Genomic DNA, 20,327 nt, shown 5'->3' on the forward strand with positions numbered 1-20,327 from the left:
ACCGGCACCACGTCGACCTCGTCGGCCCGGCCGCCGCCCGGCCCTTCGCGGTCGCGGCGCTGGCCCGCTCCTCCGGGCGTCCGGTGCTGGCCGTGACCGCCACCGGCCGCGAGGCCGAGGACCTCACGGAGTCGCTGCGCTCGCTGCTGCCGCCCGAGGGCGTCGTGGAGTACCCGTCGTGGGAGACGCTGCCGCACGAGCGGCTCTCGCCCCGCTCCGACACCGTGGGCCGCCGCCTCGCCGTGCTGCGCCGCCTCGCGCACCCCGAGGAGGACGGCGACGCGGGCACCGGCCCGGTCAGCGTCGTCGTCGCGCCCGTACGGTCCGTGCTCCAGCCGCAGGTGAAGGGCCTGGGCGACCTGGAGCCCGTCGCGCTGCGGCAGGGGCAGAGCACCGACATGGACGTGGTCGTCGACGCGCTCGCGGCCGCCGCCTACTCCCGGGTCGAACTGGTGGAGAAGCGCGGCGAGTTCGCCGTACGCGGCGGGATCCTCGACGTCTTCCCGCCCACCGAGGAGCATCCGCTGCGCGTGGAGTTCTGGGGCGACGAGGTCGAGGAGATCCGCTACTTCCGCGTCGCCGACCAGCGCTCCCTGGAGACCGCCGAGCACGGGCTGTGGGCGCCGCCGTGCCGGGAGCTGCTGCTGACGGACGACGTACGGCGGCGGGCCGCGGCCCTGGCCGAGGAGCACCCCGGGCTGGCCGAACTGCTCGGCAAGATCGCCGAGGGCATCGCCGTCGAGGGCATGGAGTCCCTCGCGCCCGTCCTCGTCGACGACATGGAGCTGCTGCTCGACGTCATGCCCAAGGGCACCATGGCGCTGGTGTGCGACCCGGAACGGGTCCGTACGCGGGCCGCCGATCTGGTCGCCACCTCGCAGGAGTTCCTCCAGGCGTCCTGGAGCGCCACCGCCATGTCCGACAGCGGCGAGGCACCCGTCGATCTGGGCGCGGCCTCGCTGTGGGGCATCGCCGATCTGCGGGAGCGGGCCCGCGAACTGGGCATGATGTGGTGGTCGGTGAGCCCCTTCAGCCCCGGCGCCAACCCGGACGACGCGTCCTCGGACGAGGCGGACGAGGCGCTGCGGGACGCGCTGAACGAGGGCGCCGACGTCCTCCGCCTGGGCATGCGCGCCCCCGAGAGCTACCGCGGCGACACCGCCCGCGCCCTCGCCGACACCCGGCAGTGGCTGTCGGAGGGCTGGCGCTGCGTGTACGTCACCGAGGCGCACGGCCCGGCCGTCCGTACCGTCGAAGTCCTCGGCGGCGAGGGCATCGCCGCCCGCCAGGAGCCCGACCTCGGCGAGATCACGCCGTCCGTGGTGCACGTCGCCCGCGGCTGCCTCGACAACGGCTTCGTCGACCCGGCGCTGAAGCTCGCCGTGCTCACCGAGACCGACCTCTCCGGGCAGCGCGCGGCCGGACGGGAGGCCGCGCGGATGCCGGCGCGGCGCCGCAAGCAGATCGACCCGCTGACGCTCGTCCCCGGCGACTTCATCGTCCACGAACAGCACGGCGTCGGCCGCTACGTCGAGATGGTGCAGCGCACCGTGCAGGGCGCCACCCGCGAATATCTGCTGGTGGAGTACGCGCCCGCCAAGCGCGGCCAGCCCGGCGACCGGCTGTTCGTCCCCACCGACCAGCTCGAACAGGTCACCAAGTACGTCGGCGGCGAAGCGCCCTCGCTGCACCGCCTCGGCGGCGCCGACTGGACCAAGACCAAGGCCCGCGCGAAGAAGGCCGTCAAGGAGATCGCCGCCGACCTCATCAAGCTGTACTCGGCGCGCATGGCCGCCCCCGGCCACGCCTTCGGATCCGACTCGCCCTGGCAGCGCGAACTGGAGGACGCCTTCCCCTACGCCGAGACGCCGGACCAGCTCACCACCATCGGCGAGGTCAAGGAGGACATGGAGAAGTCCGTCCCCATGGACCGGCTCATCTGCGGCGACGTCGGCTACGGCAAGACGGAGATCGCCGTGCGGGCCGCGTTCAAGGCGGTGCAGGACGGCAAGCAGGTCGCCGTCCTCGTGCCCACGACGCTCCTCGTCCAGCAGCACTTCTCCACCTTCACCGAGCGCTACGGGCAGTTCCCCGTCAACGTACGGGCGCTCTCCCGCTTCCAGACCGAGAGCGAGGCACGGGCCGTCGTCGACGGGCTGCGCGAGGGCACCGTCGACGTCGTCATCGGCACCCACCGGCTGTTCTCCTCCGACACCAAGTTCAAGGACCTGGGCCTGCTGATCGTCGACGAGGAGCAGCGCTTCGGCGTCGAGCACAAGGAGCAGCTCAAGAAGCTGCGGGCCAACGTGGACGTGCTGAGCATGTCCGCCACACCCATCCCGCGGACCCTGGAGATGGCCGTCACCGGCATCCGCGAGATGTCGACGATCACCACGCCGCCCGAGGAGCGCCACCCGGTGCTCACCTTCGTCGGCCCGTACGAGGAGAAGCAGATCGGCGCCGCCCTGCGGCGTGAACTCCTGCGCGAGGGCCAGGTCTTCTACATCCACAACCGGGTCGAGTCCATCGAGCGTGCCGCGGCACGGCTGCGCCAGATCGTGCCGGAGGCCCGTATCGCCACGGCACACGGGCAGATGTCCGAACAGGCCCTGGAACAGGTCGTGGTGGACTTCTGGGAGAAGAAGTCCGACGTGCTGGTGGCCACGACGATCGTCGAGAACGGCATCGACATCTCCAACGCCAACACCCTCATCGTCGAACGCGGCGACAACTTCGGCCTCTCCCAGCTCCACCAGTTGCGCGGACGCGTGGGCCGCGGCCGCGAGCGCGGCTACGCCTACTTCCTCTACCCGCCGGAGAAGCCGCTGACGGAGACCGCGCACGAACGGCTCGCCACCATCGCCCAGCACACCGAGATGGGCGCGGGCATGTACGTCGCGATGAAGGACCTGGAGATCCGCGGCGCGGGCAATCTGCTCGGCGGCGAGCAGTCCGGCCATATCGCGGGCGTGGGCTTCGACTTGTACGTACGGATGGTCGGCGAGGCCGTGGCCGACTACCGCAACGCGCTGGAGAACGGCGGCGAGGTCGAGGAGGCCCCCCTCGAGGTCAAGATCGAACTCCCCGTCGACGCGCACGTCCCGCACGACTACGCGCCGGGCGAGCGGCTGCGCCTCCAGGCGTACCGGGCGATCGCCTCCGCCAACTCCGAGGAGGACATCGCCGCCGTACGGGAGGAACTGGCCGACCGCTACGGGCCGTTGCCGGAGCCGGTGGAGAACCTGCTGCTGGTCGCCGGGCTGCGGATGCTCGCCCGCTCGTGCGGCGTCACCGACATCACCCTCCAGGGCAACAACGTGCGCTTCGGCCCCGTCGAGCTGCGCGAGTCGCAGGAGCTGCGACTGAACCGCGTCTATCCGCGCTCGGTCGTCAAGCGGGCCACCCGGCAGGTGCTGGTGCCGCGCCCGAAGGCGGGCGGTATCGGCGGCAAGCCGGTCGTGGGGCGCGAACTGCTCGCGTGGGTCGGGGAGTTCCTGACGACGGTGCCGGGGTCGTGAGGGTGCCGGGGTCGTGACGGTACGTGTCGCGGTCGGGGCCGAGCCGGTCTAGGGCGTGTCCGGAAAGTAGCGTCGTCGCCCTGCTGGGCAGGGCGGGGGCGCGGGGTCTGGTGCGTGCGATCGCAAGGCGGAGGAGGAGAGCGCAGCGTGCTGCGCCGACGATCGACAACGCAGCGAGCGTGCGTGCCAGACCCCGCGCCACAGACGGGACTTTGCGGACACGCCCTAGCGGCGCGGCGGCGCGGAGCCGGTCGGTTCCGCGTCGGCGGGCCGTACGGCGTCCGGCTCCGTGTCATGCGTGGACTGCGGGGCGCGCGGGGCGAGTTGGCCGCCTCCGGGCGGCTCCGGCTCGGGCGCGTACAGCCACGGCAGCCGCGGCTGCACCAGCGGTCTCGCCAGCCACCGTACCGGAGCCGAGGCCAGTACGACGGCCAGCACGCAGGCGAAGACGAGCACGGCGAGCTGCTCCGGCCACGGGCCCACCCACCGCAGCCCGGCGAAGTGGAACACGACGCGCAGCACGAGGGGATGGAGCAGATAGATGAACAGGCCCCCGGCCCCCAGATAGGTCACCAGCGGCAGCCGCCGCTTCGGCACCAGCCGGATGAAGCTCAGCGCGATCAGCGTCCCGCACACCAGCACCGCACCGCGCAGCCCCCACGCCCACGCCGGCGCGAAGGACACCGTGTCCTGATACGGGGTCTGCATGCCCAGCCAGCTCGTGTCGATGTCGTACCGCAGGAACCAGCCCGCCACCGCCGCCGTTCCGAGCACGGCGACGGCCGCGTTACGGGACCAGGACGTACGCAGCAACTCGTCCGCGAGCCCCTGCCGCAGCTTCCAGCCGAGCAGGAAGAACGGGAGGAAGGCGACCGTGCGGGAGGCGGAGAAGGTGTGCGTGAAGTCGTCGAGATAGCCGACGGCGAGGGCGGCGGCCAGCGCGGTCGTCAACGGACGGCGCAGCACGGCCAGATACGGCAGCAGCAGCCGCCACACGAACAGCGACAGCAGAAACCACAGGCCCCAGGCGGGTTTGGAGGTGAAGAACTTCCAGTGGCCCTCCAGCAGCCGGAGTTGGAGGGTGTGCAGCAGACCGATCAGCAGATACGGCGCGAGCACCGCCTCGGTGAGCTGCCGCAGTTCGCGCCGTCCGAGGGGCCCGGCGCTGCTGAAGTATCCGGCGAGGACGACGAACACGGGCACCCGCATCGCCCAGCTCGTGATGTAGAGCCAGCGCAGTCCGTCGATGTGGCCGAGGGGTTCGATGACGTGCCCGACGAGGACGAGGGTGCCGGAGAGGAACCGGACGTTGTCCCAGTGGGGTTCGCGGGCCTTCCGTACGGTCCGTGACGTCCGTGCCGCTCCCGCCGTCCGTGACGTCCGTACGGTCCGCACCCTCCGCGCGTCCCGGAGCCTTCGGTGCCAGGGCACCCGGTCCGCGACACGGCCGCCTGAAGCGGCCTGTTGACTCCTCCGCGCACGCCCCGCGTCTCCCCGAATGACGACGCCACCCCTCCCGAGTTCTCGCCCGTGTTCCGCTGTTCCGCAGCAGACCGGCCGAAGACGCTACGGGCGCCGCCTTCGGGGGAGGTGGCCGCGTGATGAGCCCGAGATGAACACCGCCGCTCCGTGCCGTGGCCCGCCCCGGCTACCGTGCGACGTGGAACGGAGGGCCGACGGCCGCCCGCCGCCTCCCGGTTCACCCCGAATCGTTGCGGGGATGAGAGCGGAAGCGGTGGTCTCAACCACATCGGTTCCTTAACATCGATCAACGCCGAGGTCGTGCACAACCGCCGCACGCCCCTAGCCGCCGTACGGGAGAGTCGATGCACAGCAGCACCACAGCAAGCCGTCGTCGCAGGTCCGTCCTCACCGTGGGCGGTGCGGCCGCGCTGCTCGTCGCAGCGCCGCTGCTCACCGCGTGCGGCGACGACGCGCACCCCGGCGCCGCTGCCGTCGCGGGCGGTGAACGCATCACCATGGGGCAGCTCCAGAGCAAGGTGGCGGCGGTACGGGACGCCCAGCGCGCGGCGCCCCACGGCGCGGAGATGATCAAGGGCAGCGGGCAGCTCACCCGCGCCGCCCTGGACAGCCTGATCCGCGAACGCATCGTGCGGCAGGCGGCGAAGGACTCCGGTGTGTCCGTCACCCGCAGCGAAGTGGGCAAGTACCGCGCCCAGTTGCGCAAGCAGGCGGGCGGCGAGAAGCGGCTGAAGGACGCGCTGCTCCAGCAACAGGCCGTCGCGCCCTCGCAGATCGACGACTGGATGCGCGTCCAGGTCTCCGTGGACAAGATCGCCAAGGCGGAGAAGATCGACCCGCGCACCCCGAAGGGCAACCTGAAGCTGCGCAAGAAGCTCTCCAAGACCTCCGAGTCCCTGCACATCAGCGTCAACCCGCGCTACGGCAAGTGGGACTCGAAGTCGACCACCCTCGGCAACACGTCCGAGCCCTGGCTGAAGGACCTCACCGGCAAGCAGCAGGACCGCGAACAGCAGCAGGCGCAGCAGCCGCAGATGTGAGCTGAGGCGAACCGAGGCGAGCTGAGGCGAACCGGGACGGGGTGCGGGGCGGTGCCTTACGGGCGCTGCGTTACGTTCGACGCGTGAACGCTTCTCCCCGCACGGGCCGTGTCGTCCTCCTCACCGCCAGCCACCGCGTGGCCCCCGGGCTGCTGTCGTGGCCCGCCTGGGAGGCGCTGCGCACGGCCGACCGGGTCGTCTGCGCGGACCCGGAGCATCCGCAGCTCCCGTACGTACGCGAGGCGGGCGTCACCGTCGAGGCCGGCGGTCTGCCCACGGCTCGCGCACTCGTCGACGACTGCGCTCAGGGCCGTACGACCGTCGTCATCGCCACCGCCGAGGGCGAGCCGCAGCTCACCGACTCCCTTGCGGCGCTGGCCGGTTCGGGGCGCACCGAGATGCCGGAGCTGGAGCTGCTGCCCGGCTCGTACGACCTGCCGGGCGCACGCTTCCTCGACCTGGTGCAGGTCATGGACAGCGTCCGCACGCACTGCCCGTGGAGCGGCGCCCGAACGCACGAGGGGCTCGCCAAGTACGGCATCGAGGAGATGTACGAACTCGTCGAGGCCATCGAGGAGGGCGACCGTGCCGCGCTGTGCGAGGAGTTGGGCGACGTGCTGTTGCAGGTCGTCTTCCATGCGCGCATCGCGCAGGAGGACCCGGAGGAGCCCTTCTCCGTCGACGATGTGGCCGGCGGCATCGTCGAGAAGCTGATCCACCGGCATCCCCATGTGTTCGGGGAGGAGGAGGCGGCGACGGCGGACGACGTACGGGAGCACTGGCTGCGTACGAAGGCCGCGGAGAAGCGCCGGGAGTCGGTGACGGAGGGCATCCCCCTCGGCCAGCCCGCGCTGGCGCTGGCGGCGAAGCTGGCTCAGCGGGTGCGGGTGGCGGGGCTAGGGGTGCCGGAGGCGCCGGGAAGACCAGGAGCGCCGGAGGCGCCGGAGACATCAGGGGTGCCGGAGGCGCCGAAGACACAAGGGGTGCCGGAGGCGCCGGGAAAATCAGGGGTGCCGGAGGTGCCGGCAGAGGGGGAGAGTGCCGGTGCCGGCAGCGCCGGCGTCGGCGTCGGCGAGGAGCTGCTCGCGCTGGCCGTACGCGCCGAGGCGGCCGGCGTCGACCCGGAGACGGCCCTGCGCGCCGCAGCCCGTGCGTACCGCGACGCGATCCGCGCCGCCGAGGGCGTGGGGGAGCGGGACGGGGACGAGGACGGGCACACCGCGTCGCCCTGAACGCACCGCTCGCGCTGAGCAGCACCGTTACCCACGGCACATCACCGACTCCGTACGGCGCACGACGCTCCTGCGATACGTCCCGCTCCACCGCCCGGTCCCGCCCCGCCGGAATCCGGAATACTGCCGACGCGGCGGGTACCCGCCGGGCATGTACGCACTAGCCGCCGCATTCCAGTCCCTGTCGGTGCTCACCGCCGAGCGCGACCTGCTGATCGGCATCGGACCGCTCGTCGCGGGCGTCGTGCTGGTCGTCGGCCTGATCGCGGCCGTCTGGTACGGAATGCGTATCCGTACCCGCGGTGATCAACGGCCCTCCAGCGAGGGCGCGAAGGGTCCCGGGTCGCCCCAGGAGTACGAGACCAGGGAACGGGTCCCCGACGAGGTGCCGCACGACGGTGAGCGGCGCATGCCGTACGAATTCCACGACTTCGACTCCGACAGCCACCCCGGCGAACACGAGCATCCCCCGCGCAAGTGGGACGAGAACAGCAGCGGCGGATTCGGCAGCGGAGGCCCCGGGCACACCTGACGGCCCTGCCACTCGATGCCGTCCGATGCCGTCCGATTCCGTCCGACGCCGCCCGGCGACTCGTCCCGGCCCGAACCCCGGCCGCCTCCCGCCCACTTGGGCCAGGTGAGCCGGTCGGGCCGGGGCGAGCCGCGTCGAGCCGGGGCCGTGTCCGGGTGCGCGGGAGGCCGGTGGGCCGTCCGCGTACCGGTCCCGTTAGCGTCGTCGGGTGCGAGACGAGAGCGACGACGACGGCGCCGCGCCCGGCGAGGGCCCCGCCCACGACGATCCCGGCAGCGGCCACGGGCGGGGCGGCGCCCCCGCCCCGCCCCCGCTCTTCGACTGGGAGTTCGCCGCCGACCCGTACCCCGCCTACGCCTGGCTGCGCGAGCACGCCCCCGTCCACCGGACCGAGCTGCCCAGCGGCGTCGAGGCATGGCTCGTCACCCGGTACGCCGACGCCCGCCAGGCACTCGCCGACCAGCGGCTGAGCAAGAACCCCGTGCACCACCACGAGCGTTCCGCGCACGGCAAGGGCAAGGTCGGCATCCCGGGCGAGCGCAGCGCGAACCTGATGACGCACCTGCTCAACATCGACCCGCCGGACCACACCCGGCTGCGACGGCTGGTCTCGAAGGCGTTCACGCCTGCCCGCGTCGCCGAATTCGAGCCGCGCGTACGGGAGTTGACCGACCGGCTCGTCGACGGCTTCGCGGCGCGCGGCGCGGCGGACCTCATCCACGAGTTCGCGTTCCCGCTGCCCATCTACGCGATCTGCGACATGCTCGGCGTGCCCTCCGAGGACCAGGACGACTTCCGCGACTGGGCCGGCATGATGCTCCGCCACAGCAGACCGGGGGAGCCGGGCCCGCCGCGCGGCGGTGTGGGCCGCGCGGTGAAGAAGATGCGCAACTACCTGGCCGAACTCATCCACCGCAAAAGGGAGTCGCCCGGCGACGACCTGATCTCCGGACTGATCCGCGCCAGCGACCACGGCGAGCACCTCACCGAGAACGAGGCCGCGGCGATGGCCTTCATCCTCCTCTTCGCCGGCTTCGAGACGACGGTCAACCTCATCGGCAACGGCACGTACGCGCTGCTGCGCCACCCCGACCAGCGCGCACTGCTGCACGACGCCGTGACCCGCGGCGACGACGCGCTGCTGGCCACGGCGGTCGAGGAACTCCTGCGCTACGACGGCCCGGTGGAGATCGCGACCTGGCGCTTCGCGACCGAGCCGCTGGAGATCGGCGGCGTACGGATCGGCCGGGGCGAACCGGTGCTGGTGGTGCTCGCGGCGGCGGACCGCGATCCGGCGACGTTCGCCGATCCGGACGTACTGGACCTACGGCGGCGCGACAACCGGCACTTGGGGTACGGCCACGGCATCCACTACTGCCTCGGGGCGCCGCTGGCACGGCTGGAGGGACGCCTCGCACTGAGCGCCCTGCTGCGGCGGCTTCCGGATGTGCGTCTCGCCGTACCGTCCGGCGAACTGCGGTGGCGCGGCGGCCTCATCATGCGCGGACTGCGCACGCTGCCCGTCGAGTTCACGCCGGAGCGCTCCGCTGCGAGCGGTGCCGTGCGGCAGGAGTGACGGAAGGACACGGGTGTGACGTTCGCGTGATGTACGCGACACCACCTTGTGATGACGAACATCCGGAAGCTAGGTTGCGGGCGGCACCGTGCACCGCGGATCCCACACGCAACTCACCGCGGGGCGCGGCACGTACGGCGCACCACGCCCGCACCGCCCCGGCACCACTTGCGCGTCACCGCACAGCCACCGCCGCCGTAACCGGCGCCGTCACACCGTCACCGCCCCGCGTCACGACGAGAGGTCAGCACTCCATGCCGCCGTTGCTCTCCGGGAACGGGCGCCACCGCCGCCCCCGCCAGGCCCCCAACTTCGTGGTGGCGGCAGGGGTGACGGGAGCCGGCCTCGCCCTCCCCCTCCTCGGTGCGACGTCGGCGAGCGCGGCGGACAACACCACCTGGGACGCCGTGGCCGAGTGCGAGAGCGGCGGCCTGTGGAGCGCCGACGAGAACAACGGCGCATACGGCGGGCTCCAGTTGGACCAGGAGACATGGGAGGAGCACGGCGGCACCGAGTACGCCGGACGTCCCGACCTCGCCAGCCGCGATCAGCAGATCACCGTGGCGGAGCGGCTCCTCGACGCGGAGGGCGCCGAATCCTTCGGCGAGTGCGCCGAGTCGGCGGGCCTGTCGCAGGACTCGCCGGGCGATCCCGACGTCGACCCGGACGGCTCCGACGACGTCGCGGACGGTCCCGTCGCCGAACGCCCGTATCCCACCGAGCCGTCGGAGTCCGGGGACGCGTCGGACGACGACGGCGCCACGGACGGCGACGCCTCGGCCGACCCCTCCGAGTCGCCCGACCCGTCCCGGTCCCCCGACCCGTCCGAGTCCGGATCCGGTGACGACACCTCCGACTCCCCGGACGCGCCCGAGTCGCCCGACACGACGGCACCGTCCGTCCCCGACGGCTCCGGCGACGGCTCCGGGAGCGGCGAGGAGAGCGGTCACGACGACGGTACGTACGACCCGGGCGGCCCCGCCGGACACGGCAACGGCGGTGACTCCGCCGACGGTTCGGACGAGCACCCCTCCCGCGGCGGAGCGGACGGCCGCGACGATGCCCACGACGACGGCGACGACGGCGACGACGCCGGGAACGGCAAGGGCGGCGACGACGCCCGGTACCGCGTCTCGCACGGCGACTCGCTCTCCGCGATCGCCGACGAGGAGAACGTGCGCGGCGGCTGGGAGCGGCTCTACGAGCACAACCGCGACGTCGTCGGCTCCGACCCCGACCTGATCCTCCCCGGCCAGGAACTCCGCCTCTGACCCGTCGGCCCGGCGCCGCCCGGCCCGGGCCCCGGTCTCGGTCCCGGCCCGAGGCGGCCGTCCGTTCTTTTCTTCCCCTCCCAAACAAATTCGGGACCGGGCGCACCGCCCCCTGAGCTGGACTCCTCCGCGCCCCCGCCGCCTTGCGTACCGACGCCGACACGACGGGCCGACAGGGGCACCACCCCGCGCCCGTTAGGCTCTGGGCAGTAAGCCAGACCCTTCACGAAGGAGATCCTCGTGCCGTCCATCGACGTCGTCGTAGCCCGCGAGATCCTCGACTCGCGAGGCAATCCCACGGTCGAGGTCGAGGTCGGCCTCGACGACGGCAGCACCGGCCGTGCTGCCGTTCCGTCGGGCGCCTCGACCGGCGCCTTCGAGGCACTGGAGCTGCGCGACGGCGACACGGGCCGCTACGGCGGCAAGGGTGTGGAGAAGGCCGTGCTCGCCGTCATCGAGCAGATCGGCCCGGAGCTGGTGGGGTACGACGCGACCGAGCAGCGCCTCATCGACCAGGCGATGTTCGACCTCGACGCCACCGCCGACAAGTCCTCGCTCGGCGCCAACGCCATCCTCGGCGTCTCGCTCGCCGTCGCGCACGCCGCATCCGAGGCGTCCGACCTGCCGCTCTTCCGCTACCTCGGCGGCCCGAACGCGCACATGCTGCCCGTTCCGATGATGAACATCCTCAACGGCGGCTCCCACGCGGACTCCAACGTGGACATCCAGGAGTTCATGATCGCCCCGATCGGCGCGGAGTCCTTCTCCGAGGCGCTGCGCTGGGGCGCCGAGACCTATCACGCGCTCAAGGGCGTACTGAAGGAGCGGGGCCTGGCCACCGGCCTCGGCGACGAGGGCGGCTTCGCCCCGAACCTCGGCTCCAACCGCGAGGCCCTCGACCTCATCGTCGAGGCCGTGCAGAAGGCCGGCTACACCATCGGCCAGGACATCGCGCTGGCGCTCGACGTCGCCGCCTCCGAGTTCTACAAGGACGGCGTCTACGCCTTCGAGGGCAAGGAGCGCACCGCCGCCGAGATGACGGACTACTACGCGGAGCTCGTCGACGCCTACCCGCTCGTCTCCATCGAGGACCCGCTGTACGAGGACGACTGGGCGGGCTGGCAGACCATCACCGAGAAGCTCGGCACCAAGGTCCAGCTCGTGGGCGACGACCTGTTCGTCACCAACCCCGAGCGGCTCTCCCGCGGCATCGAGGACGGCGCCGCCAACGCCCTGCTGGTGAAGGTCAACCAGATCGGTTCGCTCACCGAGACGCTGGACGCCGTGGAGCTGGCCCAGCGCAGCGGCTTCAAGTGCATGATGTCCCACCGCTCCGGCGAGACGGAGGACGTCACGATCGCCGACCTCGCGGTGGCCACCAACTGCGGCCAGATCAAGACCGGCGCCCCCGCGCGCTCCGAGCGCGTCGCCAAGTACAACCAACTGCTGCGCATCGAGGAGATCCTCGACGACGCGGCGGTGTACGCCGGCCGCAGCGCCTTCCCCCGCTACAAGGGCTGACGCTCCGCGCCACCGTACGGGAACGGCAGCCGGGCCTTCCGCGCCTCGGCGGCCCGCGCCGCTTCCGCGTCGTCCCGGCCGTCGCTGCGCCCGTCCCCGCCGCCGTTCCCGTACGGTGGCGGGGGCCGTTCGGCCCCGCGGCACCACCACGCACAGCCAGGCGGCCCGGAAGCGCGGACGTCCGGAGGCCGCGAGGCCCGAGCGGCCGCGTAGCCGAGAAGCTGAGTGGCCGAGAAGCCGAGTGGCCGACAAGCTGAGAAGGGGACAAGGGGAGGAACGTGCCGGCGGATCGCTTCTCCACCGCGACCAGGCTCAGGGCGTTCGGCGCCCGGGCCGCCGAGCGCGTCTACCGCGCCCGCGGCGGCACCGTGCGCGCCCCGCGCCGCAGCCGACTCACGGGCAGGGCCGCGGTGTTGGCGCTCGTCGTCTGCTCGCTCGTGGTCGCCCTGGCCTACCCCATGCGCCAGTACGTCTCACAGCGTACGGAGATCGCCGAACAGCAGCGCCAGGCCGAGCACGCCCGCAAGCAGGTCCGGCAACTGCGCGAGGAGCGCGCCCGCTGGCGGGACCCGGCGTACGTCGAGCAACAGGCCCGTCTGCACCTGCACTTCGTGCGCCCCGGCGAGACGGGCTTCACGCTGCCGGACGGTACGGGCGAGGCCCGCAGGCCCTCCGGCCGCGCCTCGGACCGTGCCTGGTACGAGAACCTGTGGGACGGCGTCGACAAGGCGGACAGGGCCGAGGGCGGCGGCAGTTCGGCGTACGGCCGCTGACCTCCGCGCCCGCCGCTCACGCCACGCCCCGCCGTAAGCCCCCACCACGCCCTCTACTCACTCACCCCGAAAGAGCCCCCGTACCGATGGAAAAGCCCCCGCCGCAGACCCCGCCCACCACGCCGACGGACGCCGATGTCGCGGCGTTCCAGGCGCAGTTGGGCCGCCCGCCGCGCGGTCTGCGCGCGATCGCGCACCGCTGCCCCTGCGGTCTGCCGGACGTCGTGGAGACGGCCCCGCGGCTGGAGGACGGCTCTCCCTTCCCCACGACCTACTATCTGACCTGCCCGCGCGCGGCCTCGGCCATCGGCACCCTGGAGGCCGACGGGGTGATGCGCGAGATGACCGAACGCCTCGCCGGGGACGCGGAGTTGGCCGCGGCCTACCGCGCCGCCCACGAGGACTATCTCGCCCGCCGCGACGCCATCGAGGTGCTGCAGGGCTTCCCCAGCGCGGGCGGCATGCCGGACCGTGTGAAGTGTCTGCACGTCCTCGTCGCGCACTCGCTCGTCGCGGGCCCGGGCGTCAACCCGCTCGGCGACGAGGCTCTGGCGATGCTCCCCGAGTGGTGGGCCAAGGGCCCCTGCGTACAGCCCGACTGCGGCCGGGACGGCGGCGAGGGCGGCGAGGGCGCTACCGCCGCCGGAGCCTCCGAGGCGTCCGCCGCGGACGAGCGCGCCTGACCCCCTGGGCACAGCCCCCGCCGACCCCGGCCTGCCGCCGCACGCGCGCGCATAGGCTGGGGCGGATCCGTCGTGAGGAGCGTGAGGAGAGCGCATGACCCGCGTCGCCGCCGTGGACTGCGGTACCAACTCGATCCGGCTGCTGGTCGCCGACGCCGACCCGGCCACCGGCGAACTGAAGGACCTGGCACGGCGGATGGAGATCGTCCGCCTCGGCCAGGGCGTCGACCGTACGGGCCGGCTCGCGCCGGAGGCCCTGGAGCGCACCTTCGCCGCCTGCCGCGACTACGCGCGCTCCGTGGCCGAACTCGACGCGCGGCACGTGCGGTTCGTCGCCACCTCCGCCTCGCGGGACGCGGAGAACCGTGAGGAGTTCGTACGCGGCGTCCTGGACATCCTCGGCACCGAGCCCGAGGTGATCACCGGCGAGGAGGAGGCACAGCTCTCCTTCACCGGAGCCACCAACGAGCTGGCGGGCCGCGGGGATCTGGAACAGCCGTATCTGGTCGTGGACATCGGCGGCGGCTCCACCGAGTTCGTCGTGGGCGACGCCTCCGTGCGGGCCTCCCGCTCCGTGGACATCGGCTGCGTACGCCTCACCGAGCGGCACGGCCTCTCCGGTCCCGTCACCCCCGGCCAGTACGAGGCGATGCGGGCGGACGTCACGGCGGCCCTGGACGAGGTGGAGCGCACGGTGCCGCTGGCCGAGGCCCGTACGCTCGTCGGGCTCGCGGGCACCGTCACCACGGTCGCGGGCATCGCGCTCGGCCTGGACTCCTACGACCCCTCCGCGATCCACCACTCCCGGATCACCTACGAGCGGACCGCGGAGGTCGTCGAGCGGCTGGCGGCCTCGACGCACGACGAGCGCGCGGCGATCCCCGTCATGCATCCGGGACGGGTGGACGTGATCACGGCGGGCGCCGTCATACTCCTGACGATCATGGAACGTACGGGGGCCCGCGAGGTCGTCGTCAGCGAGCACGACATCCTCGACGGCATCGCGATCCACACGGCACTCGATGCGGGATAGGAGGAGAGGGCGCTACAGGTTGCGGTAGACGTCCCGCCGGTCGCCCACCTTGACGACGAGGACGACGAGTTCCCCGTCGTTGATCTGGTACGCGACCCTGTAGTTGCCGACTCGGAGCCGGTAGAGCCCCGAGGGGCCGGTGAGCTTCTTGATGTCGGCGTCCTCGCGGTACGGATCGTCGCCAAGGGCGGTCAGTGCGGTCAGGATGCGCATGGCTTCGGGTCGGTCGATGGCCCGGATCTGCCGCTGTGCTGCTGTGGTGAATCGGAACGCGTACTTCACGCGGTGCCTTCACCGCGCTCGCTGAACAGGTCCGCCAGCAGCTCGGCCATCGAAATCGTGGGCTCGCCGTCGGCCAGAACTGCTTCCGCTTCACGGGCAAGCATCACGTCGGCCGCTTCTTCCAATGCTTCGAAGTCGGCGATCGGTACGACTGCGGCAACCGGGGCACCGTTGCGTGTGATGACGGTCGGGGTGCCTTCCTCGGCCTGGTTGATGTGTTCCGCGAGGTGTGCGCGTGCGTCTCTGACGGTCGCGGTGTTCTCGGTCATGGATTCAGTGTACGCAATTGCGTGTACACACTGCCAGACGCAGGAGTCGCGTTCGTCGGCCATGCTTCGACGGCACCGCGTGGAGCCTTGCGTAGGGCCTCAGTTGAGCGACCGCGCTCTCCGATGAAAGGGTGCGCGGACACCCCGTACGGGCCCTCCCGAAGAAGTCTCGTGAATAAATTCACGTGGAAAAGCGCCTCGTCGGACGCACATCACATCGATATCGCGCCCCTGTGGCGCTCCGGCGGCCCCGTGCTTGTGTGAACGCCGGATTCCAGCCATATGACGGTCACGATGCGCTCTCCGCGACCTGCTCGCGGGACGGGGAATCGGCGCAGCTCACGGCGGGTTCCGAGGGGTCTTCGGGAAACATCGGCCGCTGCCGGGGAGGTGCGAGCCGAGGGGGCTCCAGCACGTGGCCGCGCAGTGTATCAGGGGGTGCACCCATGCTTGTGAAGCCCCTCACGAGGTCCGCCCCTGGTCCGGGTGGATACTCGATGGCATGAGCACCACGGAGCGTCCCCGAATCCTCGTAGTGGGCGGCGGCTACGTCGGCTTGTACACGGCGCGGCGCATCCTGAAGAAGATGCGCTACGGCGAGGCGACCGTCACCGTCGTCGACCCGCGTTCGTACATGACGTACCAGCCCTTCCTTCCCGAAGCAGCGGCCGGAAGCATCTCCCCGCGGCACGTCGTGGTCCCGCTGCGGCGTGTGCTCCCCAAGGCCGAGGTCCTCACCGGCCGTGTGACCACGATCGACCAGGAGATCAAGGTCGCCACGATCGCGCCGCTCGTCGGCGAGGCCTACGACCTGCCCTTCGACTACCTGGTCATCGCCATGGGAGCCGTCTCCCGCACCTTCCCGATCCCCGGCCTCGCCGAGAACGGCATCGGCATGAAGGGCGTCGAGGAGGCCATCGGCCTGCGCAACCACGTGCTGGAACAGCTCGACAAGGCCGACTCGACCAACGACGAGGACGTACGGCGCCGCGCGCTGACCTTCGTCTTCGTCGGCGGCGGCTTCGCGGGTGCCGAGACCATCGGCGAGGTCGAGGACATGGCCCGCGACGCGGCGAAGTACTACCCGAACGTGCGGCGCGAGGACATGCGGTTCATCCTCGTCGACGCGGCGCCCGGCATCCTGCCCGAGGTCGGGCCCAAGCTCGGCGAGTGGGGCCTTGAACATCTGCGCAGCCGCGGCGTGGAGTGCTACCTCGACACCTCGATGGACTCCTGCGTCGACGGACACGTCGTACTCAGGAACGGCCTCGAGGTCGACTCCAGCACCATCGTGTGGACGGCCGGCGTGAAGCCCAACCCGGCGCTGGCCCGCTTCGGTCTGCCGCTCGGGCCCAAGGGACATGTGGACGTGGACGCCACCATGCAGGTGCGCGGCACCGACCACGTCTGGGCCGCCGGGGACAACGCACAGGTGCCGGACCTGGCCGCCGGCAAGGAGGGCGCGTACTGCCCGCCGAACGCGCAGCACGCGCTGCGCCAGGCCAGGGCGCTCGGCGACAACGTCATCTCGGGTCTGCGCGGCTTCCCGCAGCGCGCGTACAAGCACGCCAACAAGGGGGCCGTCGCGGGTCTGGGGCTGCACAAGGGCGTCGCGATGATCGTCCTCGGCAGGACCCGCATCAAGCTCAAGGGCCGTCTGGCCTGGTACATGCACCGCACGTACCACGGCCTCGCGGTGCCCACCTGGAACCGGAAGATCCGCGTCTTCGCGGACTGGACGCTCGCCATGTTCCTCAAGCGGGAGGTCGTCTCGCTCGGGGCCATGGAGCACCCGCGCGAGGAGTTCTACGAGGCGGCCTCGCCGGTGACCGCCGCGGCGTCGGAGGAGGCCGCGGCCGAGCGCAAGACCCGGGTCAAGGAGAGCCGTGCCACGGGCCGGCCGGAGGACCGGGACAGCGAGGACAGCAGGCAGGAGGCCAGGGCCTCCTGACCGGCGCTCCCCACGGGCACGGGCCGTACGTCCCGGCGGGGGGAGACGAACAGGGACCTCCGCGAAGGGGGCGTCCGCCATCCGTGGGGCGGGCGCCCCCTTCGCCGTGCCTGCCGTCGATGCCGTACGGGATACGGGACGTTCGCGCGCCGCGGTGCGGCGTGAGGTGACAGACGGACGAAACGGTGCGTGGGGCGGCATAGTTCGCGGGGCGATCGTGTTGCATATAGCGGATTCCACCCCTTCCGTCCTGGAGGTGTGTGCAATGACCGACGTCGCTTCACGACTCCACACGCTCGCCGAGCGGGTTCTCGGCGCTCCGCTTCCCGTCCGCATCCGCGCCTGGGACGGCAGCGAGGCCGGCCCGCCCGGCGCCCCCGTGCTCCGCGTACGCCACCGGCGCGCGCTGCGCCGGCTCCTGTGGCGCCCCGGCGAACTGGGCCTGGCCCGCGCCTGGGTGGCCGGCGAGCTGGACACCGCCCCCGGCGAGGACCTCTACCCGTTGCTCGACCGGCTCGCGGGGCTGCTGTGGGAGCGCGAAGAGTCGAGTGAGGGCGCACCGCAGCGAGGCGCCCTGGCCGCGCTCTCCCGGCTGCGCGATCCGGACGTACGCGATGCGGTGCGACAACTGGCCGCGCTGGGCGGCGCGTTGCCGCCGCCGTCGCCGCCCCCCGAGGAGCGGCGCAGGAGCTTCGGCATCCGGCACAGCGTGCTGCGCGACCGCAAGGCGATCAGCCACCACTACGACGTGGGCAACGACTTCTACCGGCTCGTCCTCGGCCCGAGCATGGTCTACTCGTGCGCCTACTGGGAGCCGCCGGCCTCCGGCAGCGCCACGGTCGACAACGCCCAGCGCGACAAACTCGCCCTCGTCTGCCGCAAGTTGGCGCTGCGCGAGGGCCAGCGGCTGCTGGACGTCGGATGCGGCTGGGGCTCGCTGGTGCTGCATGCGGCGCGTGAGCACGGGGTACACGCCGTGGGCATCACGCTCTCGCACGAGCAGGCCACGTACGCGCGGAAGCGGGTGGCGGAGGAGGGCCTGACGGACCGCGTCGAGATCCGCGTACAGGACTACCGCGAGGTGCACGACGGTCCGTTCGACGCGATCTCCTCCATCGGCATGGCCGAACACGTCGGCCGGGAGCGCTACCGGCAGTACGCGGACGATCTGTACGGGCTGCTGCGCCCCGGCGGGCGGCTGCTCAACCACCAGATCGGGCGGCGTCCGCTGACGGACGAATCGGCCTACAGCGTCGACGAGTTCATCGACGCCTACGTCTTCCCCGACGGCGAACTCGCCCCGGTGGGGCAGACGGTGTCCGTGCTGGAGGAGGCCGGATTCGAGGTGCGCGACCTGGAGTCGCTGCGCGAGCACTACGCCCTGACGCTGCGCGCATGGGTCGCCAATCTGGAGGCCGGCTTCGACCGGGCCGCGCGGCTGGCCTCGTACGGGCGGGCGCGGGTGTGGCAGCTTTACATGGCCGCCTCCGCCCTGGCCTTCGAGCACAACAGGATCGGCGTCAACCAGATCCTCGCCGTACGGACTCCGGGCGACGGGGCGTCCGGGCTGCCGCTGCGTACGAGGGAGTGGCGCGCGGTCTGAGATCGGGTGCCCAGCGGAAGCCCTTCGTCCCGCGGGGCGCGCCTCGTGGTGCGTCTTGTCGTGGACGGCTCGCGGAGCACGGGAGCGGGCAGATGACGTACGACGGCACCGGCCGTCCACGCGTACGCGCGCCCGTGTCCCGCGGCTGTGTCCCGCGGCTGTGTCTCGCGGCTGTGTCTCGTGGCCGCGTCCCGCCGCCGTGTCCCGCGCCCGCAGACGAAAGGCTTCCGCCCGTGTCCTTCTCCCTCGGCATCGTCGGCGCCGGCCAGTTCGCCGGATCGTTCGCCAGACTCTTCCGCCTGCACCCGGGCGTCGGTCCGGTGTACGTCACGGATCTGCTGCCCGAGCGCGCCGAACGGCTCGTCGCCGCCGAGGGCCTCGCGGGCACCGTGCCCTCCTTCGAGGACATGCTCGCCGGCGACCTCGACGCCGTCGCCCTCTTCACCCAGCGCTGGACGCACGGACCGCTGGCGCTGCGGGCGCTGCGCGCCGGCAAGCACGTCTACTCGGCGGTGCCCATGGCCGTCACACGGGAGGAGACCGAGGCGCTCGTGGAGGCCGTCGCGGAGACCGGCCTCACGTACATGATGGGCGAGACCAGCCACTACAACCCGGCCACCGTCTACGCCCGTCAGAAGGCCGCCGACGGTGCCTTCGGCCGCCTCTTCCACGCCGAGGGCGACTACGTGCACGACATGGACCTCGGCTTCTACGACGCCTACCGCTACAGCGGCGGCGAGCGGTGGAAGGAGACGGCGAGCTTCCCGCCGCTGCTCTACCCGACGCACAGCATCGGCGGAGTGCTGGGCGCCTGGCGGACGTACGCGACGAGCGTCAGCGCGATCGGCGTCCGCGACGAGCGTGGCGACGGCGTCTTCGACCGGGAGATCAGCCGGTTCGGCAACGACTTCTCCAACGCGACGGCCCTGTTCGCGACGGCGGGCGGCGGATCGTTCCGTACGAACGAGTTCCGCAGGGTCGGCTATCCGTCGCACCTCCGCGAATCCCGCTTCCGCTTCTTCGGTACGGAGGGGAGCTTCGAACAGGTGGCCACCGTGAGCCTCTGGCAGGACAAGCGCGGTGTGCGGGACGTCTCGGAGCACCTCCGTGCCGTGCCGACGCTCTCCGCGGACGATCCGTCGCTCGCCGGGATCTCGCCGGCGCTGCGCGACGCCTTCGTCTCCGGTACGGCGCCGGTGCACGAACGGGCCCGGCTGCCACGGGAGTTCGCGCACGCGCCCAACGGGCACGAGGGCAGCCACCACTTCCTCGCGGACGACTTCGTCACCGCCGTGAACGAGGGCGGCCTGCCGCCCGTCAACGCATGGGTCGCGGCGCGCTACACGCTGCCGGGCGTCGTCGCGCACGAGTCGGCGCTGCGGGACGGCGAGCGGCTGCCGGTGCCCGACCTCGGGGACCCGCCGGGCTGAGGGCAACGGACCGGTGGATACGGGCCGTTGGCACCGCACGGGCCCCAACGGGCGTGCGGCGCCCCCGCGTTCGTCCCGTTGCCTTCTCCTGAAGAAGAGCGGCGGCCCGGCACCCCGTGGGATGCCGGGCC

At 72.0% G+C, this 20,327-nt stretch carries 16 protein-coding genes; 13 read left to right on the forward strand and 3 right to left on the reverse strand.

What is annotated here, in order from left to right:
* Positions 1-3,518 (forward strand): transcription-repair coupling factor (mfd, locus tag AN218_RS10825; RefSeq protein WP_244900395.1); only part of this gene is annotated, 3,518 nt, incomplete at its 5' end.
* A gap of 225 nt (positions 3,519-3,743) precedes the next feature.
* On the opposite strand, the gene AN218_RS10830 is transcribed toward mfd, so the two are convergent.
* The gene (locus AN218_RS10830; protein ID WP_070016576.1) at positions 3,744-4,913 is read right to left on the reverse strand and encodes an acyltransferase family protein; all 1,170 of its coding nucleotides are present in this window, start codon (positions 4,911-4,913) and stop codon (positions 3,744-3,746) included.
* Between the two features lie 431 nt (positions 4,914-5,344).
* Between AN218_RS10830 and AN218_RS10835 the strand changes: the two genes are divergently transcribed.
* The 9 genes from AN218_RS10835 (at position 5,345) to AN218_RS10875 (ending at position 14,661) form a co-directional block, all read left to right on the forward strand.
* Positions 5,345-6,040, forward strand: coding sequence for a SurA N-terminal domain-containing protein (locus AN218_RS10835; protein WP_070016577.1), 696 nt, complete (start codon positions 5,345-5,347; stop codon positions 6,038-6,040).
* A gap of 65 nt (positions 6,041-6,105) precedes the next feature.
* Positions 6,106-7,272, forward strand: coding sequence for a nucleoside triphosphate pyrophosphohydrolase (locus tag AN218_RS10840; RefSeq protein ID WP_420855960.1), 1,167 nt, complete (start codon positions 6,106-6,108; stop codon positions 7,270-7,272).
* Between the two features lie 151 nt (positions 7,273-7,423).
* Entirely contained in the window at positions 7,424-7,804 is a 381-nt protein-coding gene (locus AN218_RS10845) for a DUF6479 family protein (RefSeq protein WP_070016578.1), read from the forward strand.
* A 208-nt stretch (positions 7,805-8,012) separates the two neighbouring features.
* Positions 8,013-9,380, forward strand: a complete 1,368-nt coding sequence (locus AN218_RS10850) for a cytochrome P450 family protein (protein WP_079132033.1) — start codon at positions 8,013-8,015, stop codon at positions 9,378-9,380.
* A gap of 254 nt (positions 9,381-9,634) precedes the next feature.
* Positions 9,635-10,651 carry a LysM peptidoglycan-binding domain-containing protein gene (locus tag AN218_RS38725; RefSeq protein ID WP_171908647.1) on the forward strand — a complete coding sequence of 339 codons (1,017 nt, stop codon included), beginning with the start codon at positions 9,635-9,637 and terminating at the stop codon, positions 10,649-10,651.
* A gap of 240 nt (positions 10,652-10,891) precedes the next feature.
* Positions 10,892-12,172, forward strand: a complete 1,281-nt coding sequence (gene eno / locus AN218_RS10860; protein ID WP_070016579.1) for a phosphopyruvate hydratase — start codon at positions 10,892-10,894, stop codon at positions 12,170-12,172.
* 278 nt (positions 12,173-12,450) lie between these two features.
* On the forward strand, positions 12,451-12,945 hold the full coding sequence (locus AN218_RS10865; protein WP_070016580.1) for an FtsB family cell division protein: 495 nt from the start codon (positions 12,451-12,453) through the stop codon (positions 12,943-12,945).
* Positions 12,946-13,031: 86 nt separating this feature from the next.
* Complete coding sequence (locus AN218_RS10870) at positions 13,032-13,628, forward strand: DUF501 domain-containing protein (protein ID WP_070016581.1); 597 nt, start codon at positions 13,032-13,034, stop codon at positions 13,626-13,628.
* Between the two features lie 94 nt (positions 13,629-13,722).
* Positions 13,723-14,661, forward strand: coding sequence for a Ppx/GppA phosphatase family protein (locus tag AN218_RS10875; protein ID WP_070016582.1), 939 nt, complete (start codon positions 13,723-13,725; stop codon positions 14,659-14,661).
* Positions 14,662-14,673: 12 nt separating this feature from the next.
* Here AN218_RS10875 and AN218_RS10880 read toward each other — a convergent pair whose 3' ends face one another.
* Together AN218_RS10880 and AN218_RS10885 are read right to left on the reverse strand one after the other, a co-directional pair.
* Positions 14,674-14,943, reverse strand: coding sequence for a type II toxin-antitoxin system RelE family toxin (locus AN218_RS10880; RefSeq protein ID WP_070016583.1), 270 nt, complete (start codon positions 14,941-14,943; stop codon positions 14,674-14,676).
* A complete protein-coding gene (locus AN218_RS10885) occupies positions 14,940-15,212 on the reverse strand; it encodes a type II toxin-antitoxin system Phd/YefM family antitoxin (RefSeq protein WP_070016584.1) in 273 nt (90 codons plus the stop codon). The genes AN218_RS10880 and AN218_RS10885 overlap by 4 nt, the downstream gene beginning before the upstream one ends.
* Before the next feature lie 502 nt (positions 15,213-15,714).
* On the opposite strand from AN218_RS10885, the gene AN218_RS10890 reads away from it, so the two are divergent.
* The 3 genes from AN218_RS10890 to AN218_RS10900 all read left to right on the forward strand — a co-directional run bounded on the left by AN218_RS10890 (position 15,715) and on the right by AN218_RS10900 (position 20,196).
* A complete protein-coding gene (locus AN218_RS10890; RefSeq protein WP_070016585.1) occupies positions 15,715-17,163 on the forward strand; it encodes an NAD(P)/FAD-dependent oxidoreductase in 1,449 nt (482 codons plus the stop codon).
* Between the two features lie 265 nt (positions 17,164-17,428).
* Complete coding sequence (locus tag AN218_RS10895) at positions 17,429-18,766, forward strand: class I SAM-dependent methyltransferase (protein WP_070016586.1); 1,338 nt, start codon at positions 17,429-17,431, stop codon at positions 18,764-18,766.
* Positions 18,767-18,999: 233 nt separating this feature from the next.
* Positions 19,000-20,196 carry a Gfo/Idh/MocA family protein gene (locus AN218_RS10900; RefSeq protein ID WP_070016587.1) on the forward strand — a complete coding sequence of 399 codons (1,197 nt, stop codon included), beginning with the start codon at positions 19,000-19,002 and terminating at the stop codon, positions 20,194-20,196.
* Positions 20,197-20,327: the final 131 nt, after the last annotated feature.

The sequence above is a fragment of the Streptomyces nanshensis genome (genome assembly GCF_001751255.1).
Lineage (GTDB): Bacteria > Actinomycetota > Actinomycetes > Streptomycetales > Streptomycetaceae > Streptomyces > Streptomyces nanshensis_A.